The organism is Mixta sp. Marseille-Q2659 (assembly GCF_940807255.1).
Classification (GTDB): Bacteria; Pseudomonadota; Gammaproteobacteria; order Enterobacterales; family Enterobacteriaceae; genus Mixta.
The window spans coordinates 20,390-27,078 of sequence record NZ_CALNWY010000039.1 but is presented as its reverse complement, the minus strand read 5'-3'; the positions used below and the strand labels follow the sequence as shown (position 1 = coordinate 27,078).

The 6,689-nt window shown below is 50.2% G+C and carries 12 protein-coding genes; 11 read left to right on the top strand and 1 reads right to left on the bottom strand.

Translation table 11 applies throughout. The features are described 5' to 3' along the window. The 3 genes from P3C52_RS19035 to bfr form a co-directional block, all read left to right on the top strand. On the top strand, window positions 1-524 hold a 524-nt coding region (locus tag P3C52_RS19035; RefSeq protein ID WP_275556455.1), incomplete at its 5' end, for an EF-Tu/IF-2/RF-3 family GTPase. A gap of 169 nt (window positions 525-693) precedes the next feature. After that, window positions 694-888 carry a bacterioferritin-associated ferredoxin gene (gene bfd / locus P3C52_RS19030; protein ID WP_275556454.1) on the top strand — a complete coding sequence of 65 codons (195 nt, stop codon included), beginning with the start codon at window positions 694-696 and terminating at the stop codon, window positions 886-888. 84 nt (window positions 889-972) lie between these two features. Then, window positions 973-1,449 (top strand): bacterioferritin, encoded by a 477-nt coding sequence (bfr, locus tag P3C52_RS19025; protein WP_275556453.1) that lies wholly within the window; start codon window positions 973-975, stop codon window positions 1,447-1,449. On the opposite strand, the gene P3C52_RS19020 is transcribed toward bfr, so the two are convergent. Next, the gene (locus tag P3C52_RS19020; RefSeq protein ID WP_275556452.1) at window positions 1,433-2,215 is read right to left on the bottom strand and encodes an A24 family peptidase; all 783 of its coding nucleotides are present in this window, start codon (window positions 2,213-2,215) and stop codon (window positions 1,433-1,435) included. The genes bfr and P3C52_RS19020 overlap by 17 nt on opposite strands. Before the next feature lie 385 nt (window positions 2,216-2,600). Between P3C52_RS19020 and rpsJ the strand changes: the two genes are divergently transcribed. Genes rpsJ through rpsC form a run of 8 tightly spaced genes read left to right on the top strand, consistent with a single transcriptional unit; the run spans window position 2,601 to window position 6,689 of the window. Beyond that, window positions 2,601-2,912, top strand: a complete 312-nt coding sequence (rpsJ, locus tag P3C52_RS19015; protein ID WP_001181005.1) for a 30S ribosomal protein S10 — start codon at window positions 2,601-2,603, stop codon at window positions 2,910-2,912. A 32-nt stretch (window positions 2,913-2,944) separates the two neighbouring features. Next, window positions 2,945-3,574 carry a 50S ribosomal protein L3 gene (rplC, locus tag P3C52_RS19010; RefSeq protein WP_038629754.1) on the top strand — a complete coding sequence of 210 codons (630 nt, stop codon included), beginning with the start codon at window positions 2,945-2,947 and terminating at the stop codon, window positions 3,572-3,574. Window positions 3,575-3,584: 10 nt separating this feature from the next. Further along, window positions 3,585-4,190: a 50S ribosomal protein L4 gene (gene rplD, locus P3C52_RS19005; protein ID WP_275556451.1), complete on the top strand. Its 606-nt coding sequence runs from the start codon at window positions 3,585-3,587 to the stop codon at window positions 4,188-4,190. Beyond that, the gene (rplW, locus tag P3C52_RS19000) at window positions 4,187-4,489 is read left to right on the top strand and encodes a 50S ribosomal protein L23 (protein WP_275556450.1); all 303 of its coding nucleotides are present in this window, start codon (window positions 4,187-4,189) and stop codon (window positions 4,487-4,489) included. Before rplD ends, rplW begins: the two co-directional genes overlap by 4 nt. A gap of 17 nt (window positions 4,490-4,506) precedes the next feature. After that, window positions 4,507-5,328 carry a 50S ribosomal protein L2 gene (gene rplB, locus P3C52_RS18995; RefSeq protein WP_085068470.1) on the top strand — a complete coding sequence of 274 codons (822 nt, stop codon included), beginning with the start codon at window positions 4,507-4,509 and terminating at the stop codon, window positions 5,326-5,328. A 16-nt stretch (window positions 5,329-5,344) separates the two neighbouring features. Continuing rightward, on the top strand, window positions 5,345-5,623 hold the full coding sequence (rpsS, locus tag P3C52_RS18990; protein WP_004929772.1) for a 30S ribosomal protein S19: 279 nt from the start codon (window positions 5,345-5,347) through the stop codon (window positions 5,621-5,623). Window positions 5,624-5,637: 14 nt separating this feature from the next. Next, window positions 5,638-5,970, top strand: coding sequence for a 50S ribosomal protein L22 (gene rplV, locus P3C52_RS18985; RefSeq protein ID WP_007891659.1), 333 nt, complete (start codon window positions 5,638-5,640; stop codon window positions 5,968-5,970). 17 nt (window positions 5,971-5,987) lie between these two features. Then, on the top strand, window positions 5,988-6,689 hold the full coding sequence (gene rpsC, locus P3C52_RS18980) for a 30S ribosomal protein S3 (RefSeq protein WP_085068468.1): 702 nt from the start codon (window positions 5,988-5,990) through the stop codon (window positions 6,687-6,689).

The window sequence follows — 6,689 nt, the reverse complement described above, 5'->3', positions numbered from 1 at the left end:
TCTCTGGCCGTGGTACCGTTGTTACCGGTCGTGTTGAGCGTGGCGTGATCAAAGTTGGTGAAGAAGTTGAAATCGTTGGTATCAAAGATACCGCGAAATCTACCTGTACCGGCGTTGAAATGTTCCGCAAACTGCTGGATCAGGGCCAGGCTGGTGAGAACGTTGGTGTTCTGCTGCGTGGTATCAAACGTGAAGAGATCGAGCGTGGCCAGGTTCTGGCTAAGCCGGGCTCCATCAAACCGCACACTACCTTTGAATCAGAAGTTTACGTTCTGTCCAAAGATGAAGGCGGCCGTCACACTCCGTTCTTCAAAGGCTACCGTCCTCAGTTCTACTTCCGTACTACTGACGTGACTGGTTCCGTTGAACTGCCGGAAGGCGTTGAGATGGTAATGCCGGGCGACAACATCAAAATGGTTGTTACCCTGATTCACCCGATCGCAATGGACGACGGTCTGCGTTTCGCAATCCGCGAAGGCGGCCGTACCGTTGGCGCGGGCGTTGTTGCTAAAATTATCGCTTAATCAGCTATAATTTGATGAATGCTCGGCATTCGATCAGTTAAAAAGGGCGCTTCGGCGCCCTTTTTTATATTCCGAATTCGTTTCCTGCCATAATCCATACAAACTGCAGGTTTGAAATAAAAACCATTCTCATTTAGACTGCATTCAGTCATTGCGCTGGAGCGTCAAAATGTACGTTTGCTTGTGTAACGCGGTAAGTGATAAAACCGTCCGCGAAGTTGTTCGCCGTTATCAACCTAAATCTATCCAGCATCTGCGTCAGCTTGTACCTGTAGGCAAGCAATGCGGCAAATGCATCCGCGCGGTACGTGAAATTATGGATGATGAGCTTAAAAACCCTCCGCTGTATAAAGAGATCGCCTGAACATACCCACACTTTCATCGCTGCTTTTTTGACTTCTTTCTAACCGCATCTACGCTCTAATTAACTGGAAGCGGAGGAAGCATTATGAAAGGCGATGCAAAAATCATAAGCCATTTAAATAAACTATTAGGAAATGAACTGGTTGCTATTAATCAGTATTTTCTTCATGCGCGGATGTTCAAAAACTGGGGACTGATGCGCCTGAATGATGTGGAATACCATGAGTCAATTGATGAGATGAAGCATGCCGACAAGTACATTGAACGCATACTTTTTCTGGAAGGTATTCCTAATTTACAGAATATAGGCCGGTTACGTATTGGCGAAGATGTTGAGGAGATGCTGCGTTCCGATCTTGCTCTTGAGATGGAAGGTGCCAAAGATTTACGTGAGGCGATTGCCTGGGCGGATAAAATCTTTGATTACGTTAGTCGCGATATGATGATCGAAATCCTGGCCGATGAAGAGCAGCATATTGACTGGCTGGAGACCGAGCTGGATTTGATACAAAAAATGGGCATGCAAAATTATTTGCAGGCGCAAATCAGAGAAGAGGAATAACGCTGTTTCCCTGTATTTGCCAAATGAAAACTGCCCAGCCTGCAATGGATAGACTTGGTCCAAAAGGCTGTCGGTAATGAGCGCCGACAGTTTTTTTTACGCCATACGCGCAGGTAAAAAGAATCAATCCGCTCAGCGCGGCCAATGTCGCTATCAAAGGTAAAGCTTGCCAGCCGCACCATGCGCCTAAAGCGGCGAACAATTTTATATCGCCATATCCCAGGCCTTCCTGGCCATAAGCCGCCAAAAACCCCCAGTAGAGTAACCATAAAAAAAGCCACCCGAGCAACGCGCCCATAACGGCCGCTGAAAGCCCGCTATCGTCAAAAAGCAGATGATATAGCAGACCCAGCCACAGCAGGGGAAGGGTTACGGCATCCGGCAATATAAAATGGTGCCAGTCGATGATGCTAAGCACTATTAGCGCTGCGCTAAAAATAAGTGAAAAAAACAACAGAGCAGGGCAGGGTTGATACAAAGCCAGCGTGCAGAACAGGAGAGCGGTAATGAGTTCTACGATGAGTAAACGCCAGGGCAGTTTTATCTGACAATAACGGCACCGACCACGCAGCCACAACCAACTATATAGCGGTATCAGATCGCGCAACCTGAGCGGGTGCCCGCAACCGGTACAATGAGAAGGAGGAGAAAAGAGCGCGCGCAACCATTGTCTGTTGCTAAAGTCAGGTTGGTAACGTTCGGCCGCCAGACAGAGAAAGCTACCCGTAGCCAAACCCAGCACTCCAGCCAGGAAAATAACAACCATGTGGATTTCCTTTCCGCTTGTTGCAATAGCGACACGGTAATGCGCTTTGCGACATCTGTCTTTTACTTTTCGTCCGGCACGGAAGTTAACCCGTAAAAAAATATATCGTGTTGTATGGCTTTCACGACTAACTAACGTTGGCTTCCACTTTTTTATGCTGATATAGCCGGACGGGTTGCTATCTGAGCAAATTCCCGTATAATGCGCGGGCCTGCTGATATTGCAGGCGCGATTCGAGCAGAATCGCAGGCTGGTCGAATATCGCCTTGCCTGACAATACTCCCAATTGGGGAGTTATATGCTGAACGATTACACTCCCCCATCAATCGTAATGGGTGTGAGGAGTAATTTTTTTCGTTTATAAAATAATTGGAGCTCTGGTCTCATGCAGAACCAAAGAATCCGTATCCGTCTTAAAGCGTTTGATCATCGTCTGATCGATCAATCAACCGCGGAAATCGTTGAGACTGCCAAGCGCACTGGTGCGCAGGTTCGTGGTCCGATCCCGCTGCCGACCCGCAAAGAGCGCTTTACCGTTCTGATCTCCCCGCACGTTAACAAAGACGCGCGCGATCAGTATGAAATCCGCACTCACAAGCGTCTGGTTGACATCGTTGAGCCAACTGAAAAAACCGTTGATGCTCTGATGCGTCTGGATCTGGCTGCCGGTGTAGACGTGCAGATCAGCCTGGGTTAATCAGGTCATCGAGCGATTGAGAGGTTGAAACAATGATTGGTTTAGTCGGTAAAAAAGTGGGTATGACCCGCATCTTCACTGAAGAAGGCGTTTCTATCCCTGTAACCGTTATCGAAGTTGAAGCAAACCGTGTTACTCAGGTTAAAGGTCTGGACAGCGACGGTTACCGCGCAATCCAGGTGACCACCGGTGCTAAAAAAGCTAACCGTGTGACCAAACCTGAAGCAGGTCATTTTGCTAAAGCTGGCGTAGAAGCTGGCCGTGGTCTGTGGGAATTCCGCACCGCTGAAGGTGAAGAATATACCGTTGGCCAGGACATCAGCGTTGAAATTTTCGCTGACGTTAAGAAAGTTGACGTGACTGGTACCTCTAAAGGTAAAGGTTTCGCCGGTACTGTTAAGCGCTGGAACTTCCGTACCCAGGATGCTACTCACGGTAACTCCTTGTCTCACCGCGTTCCGGGTTCTATCGGTCAGAACCAGACTCCGGGCAAAGTGTTCAAAGGCAAAAAAATGGCAGGTCAGCTGGGTAATGAGCGCGTAACCGTTCAGAGCCTGGACGTAGTACGTGTTGACGCTGAGCGCAACCTGCTGCTGGTTAAAGGTGCAGTTCCCGGTGCTACCGGTAGCGACCTGATTGTTAAACCAGCTGTGAAGGCGTAAGGGGATAGCAATGGAATTAGTATTGAAAGACGCGCAAAGCGCGCTGACTGTTTCCGAAACTACCTTCGGTCGTGATTTCAACGAAGCGCTGGTACATCAGGTTGTTGTTGCTTATGCAGCTGGTGCCCGTCAAGGTACCCGTGCGCAGAAAACCCGTGCTGAAGTAACTGGTTCCGGTAAAAAACCGTGGCGCCAGAAAGGCACCGGCCGTGCGCGTTCAGGTTCTGTTAAGAGCCCGATCTGGCGTTCAGGTGGTGTGACTTTCGCTGCGAAGCCGCAGGATCACAGTCAAAAAGTTAACAAAAAGATGTACCGCGGCGCGCTGAAAAGCATCCTGTCCGAGCTGGTACGTCAGGATCGTCTGATCGTTGTTGAACAGTTCTCTGTAGAAGCACCGAAAACTAAGCTGCTGGTACAGAAACTGAAAGATATGGCGCTGGAAGACGTGCTGATCATCACCGGTGAACTGGATGAAAATCTGTTCCTGGCTGCGCGTAACCTGTACAAGGTTGACGTGCGTGATGCAGCAGGTATCGATCCGGTTAGCCTGATCGCCTTCGACAAAGTCGTTATGACTGCTGACGCAGTTAAGCAAGTTGAGGAGATGCTGGCATGATCCGTGAAGAACGTCTGCTGAAAGTACTGCGCGCGCCGCACGTTTCAGAAAAAGCGTCTACTGCGATGGAAAAAACCAACACCATCGTTCTCAAAGTTGCAAAAGACGCGTCCAAAGCAGAAATCAAAGCCGCTGTGCAGAAACTTTTCGAAGTTGAAGTCGAAGACGTGAATACCCTGGTCGTTAAAGGCAAGGTTAAACGTCATGGACAGCGTATTGGTCGTCGTAGCGACTGGAAGAAAGCTTACGTCACCCTGAAAGAAGGCCAGAATCTGGACTTCGTCGGCGGCGCAGAGTAAGTCGGAGGAGAAGAACAATGGCAATTGTTAAATGTAAACCGACATCTCCGGGTCGTCGCCATGTAGTTAAAGTGGTGAACCCAGAGCTGCATAAGGGCAAACCATTTGCTCCGCTGGTAGAAAAAAACAGCAAATCCGGTGGCCGTAACAACAATGGCCGCATCACCACGCGTCACATTGGTGGTGGTCATAAGCAGGCTTACCGTATCGTTGACTTCAAACGCAACAAAGACGGTATCCCGGCAGTTGTTGAACGTCTTGAGTACGATCCGAACCGTTCCGCGAACATCGCGCTGGTTCTGTACAAAGACGGCGAGCGCCGTTATATCCTGGCCCCTAAAGGCCTGAAAGCTGGCGACCAGATTCAGTCTGGCGTTGATGCTGCGATCAAAGCAGGTAACACCCTGCCGATGCGTAACATCCCAGTTGGTTCCACCGTGCATAACGTAGAAATGAAACCAGGCAAGGGCGGTCAGATTGCTCGTTCTGCTGGTGCTTACGTGCAGATCGTTGCGCGTGAAGGTTCTTACGTAACCCTGCGTCTGCGTTCAGGCGAAATGCGTAAAGTCGAATCTGACTGCCGCGCAACCCTGGGCGAAGTCGGTAACGCTGAGCACATGCTGCGCGTTCTGGGTAAAGCAGGTGCTGCCCGCTGGCGTGGTGTTCGTCCGACCGTTCGTGGTACCGCGATGAACCCAGTAGATCACCCGCACGGTGGTGGTGAAGGTCGTAACTTTGGTAAGCACCCGGTAACCCCGTGGGGCGTTCAGACCAAAGGTAAGAAGACCCGTAGCAACAAGCGTACCGATAAATTTATCGTACGTCGCCGTAGCAAATAATATTAGAGGATAAGCCATGCCACGTTCTCTCAAGAAAGGTCCTTTTATTGACCTGCACTTGCTGAAGAAGGTAGAGAAAGCGGTGGAAAGCGGTGACAAGAAGCCCCTGCGCACTTGGTCCCGTCGTTCAACGATCTTTCCAAATATGATCGGTTTGACCATCGCTGTCCATAATGGTCGTCAGCACGTACCTGTCTTTGTTTCCGACGAAATGGTTGGTCACAAGCTGGGTGAATTCGCGCCGACTCGTACTTATCGCGGTCACGCGGCTGATAAAAAAGCCAAGAAACGCTAAGGCAGGAGGAAGAGATGGAAACTATTGCTCAACATCGCCACGCTCGTTCTTCTGCTCAAAAGGTTCGCCTGGTGGCTGACCTGATTCGCGGTAAGAAAGTGTCGCAGGCTCTGGACATTCTGACCTACACCAACAAAAAAGCTGCTGTACTGGTCAAGAAGGTTCTGGAATCTGCCATTGCTAACGCCGAACACAACGATGGCGCTGATATCGACGATCTGAAAGTCGCGAAAATTTTCGTCGACGAAGGCCCAAGCATGAAGCGCATTATGCCGCGTGCGAAAGGTCGTGCAGATCGCATCCTGAAGCGCACCAGCCACATTACTGTGGTTGTGTCCGATCGCTGAGACTCTGGAGACTAGCAATGGGTCAGAAAGTACATCCTAATGGTATTCGACTGGGTATTGTTAAACCCTGGAACTCTACCTGGTTCGCTAATACCAAAGAATTCGCTGACAACCTGGACAGCGATTTTAAAGTGCGTCAGTTCCTGACTAAAGAACTGGCTAAAGCGTCTGTATCGCGCATCGTTATCGAGCGTCCGGCTAAAAGCATTCGTGTGACCATTCACACCGCTCGCCCGGGCATCGTTATCGGGAAAAAAGGCGAAGACGTAGAAAAACTGCGCAACGTTGTAGCGAATATCGCTGGCGTACCGGCGCAGATCAATATCGCTGAAGTCCGTAAACCGGAACTGGACGCGAAATTGGTTGCTGACAGCATCACTTCTCAGCTGGAGCGTCGCGTGATGTTCCGTCGTGCGATGAAGCGTGCTGTACAGAACGCAATGCGTCTGGGCGCTAAAGGTATTAAAGTTGAAGTTAGCGGCCGTCTGGGCGGCGCGGAAATCGCACGTACCGAATGGTACCGCGAAGGTCGCGTGCCGTTGCACACTCTGCGTGCTGACATCGACTACAACACCTCAGAAGCGCACACCACTTATGGTGTAATCGGCGTTAAGGTATGGATCTTCAAAGGTGAGATCCTGGGTGGTATGGCTGCTGTTGAACAACCGGAAAAACCGGCTGCTCAACCGAAAAAGCAGCAGCGTAAAGGCCGTAAGTAA

Coding starts and splice junctions, on each gene's coding strand:
- bfd (WP_275556454.1), top strand. CDS start 694: ATGTACGTTTGCTTGTGTAACGCGGTAAGTGATAAAACCGTCCGCGAA.
- bfr (WP_275556453.1), top strand. CDS start 973: ATGAAAGGCGATGCAAAAATCATAAGCCATTTAAATAAACTATTAGGA.
- P3C52_RS19020 (WP_275556452.1), bottom strand. CDS start 2,215: ATGGTTGTTATTTTCCTGGCTGGAGTGCTGGGTTTGGCTACGGGTAGC.
- rpsJ (WP_001181005.1), top strand. CDS start 2,601: ATGCAGAACCAAAGAATCCGTATCCGTCTTAAAGCGTTTGATCATCGT.
- rplC (WP_038629754.1), top strand. CDS start 2,945: ATGATTGGTTTAGTCGGTAAAAAAGTGGGTATGACCCGCATCTTCACT.
- rplD (WP_275556451.1), top strand. CDS start 3,585: ATGGAATTAGTATTGAAAGACGCGCAAAGCGCGCTGACTGTTTCCGAA.
- rplW (WP_275556450.1), top strand. CDS start 4,187: ATGATCCGTGAAGAACGTCTGCTGAAAGTACTGCGCGCGCCGCACGTT.
- rplB (WP_085068470.1), top strand. CDS start 4,507: ATGGCAATTGTTAAATGTAAACCGACATCTCCGGGTCGTCGCCATGTA.
- rpsS (WP_004929772.1), top strand. CDS start 5,345: ATGCCACGTTCTCTCAAGAAAGGTCCTTTTATTGACCTGCACTTGCTG.
- rplV (WP_007891659.1), top strand. CDS start 5,638: ATGGAAACTATTGCTCAACATCGCCACGCTCGTTCTTCTGCTCAAAAG.
- rpsC (WP_085068468.1), top strand. CDS start 5,988: ATGGGTCAGAAAGTACATCCTAATGGTATTCGACTGGGTATTGTTAAA.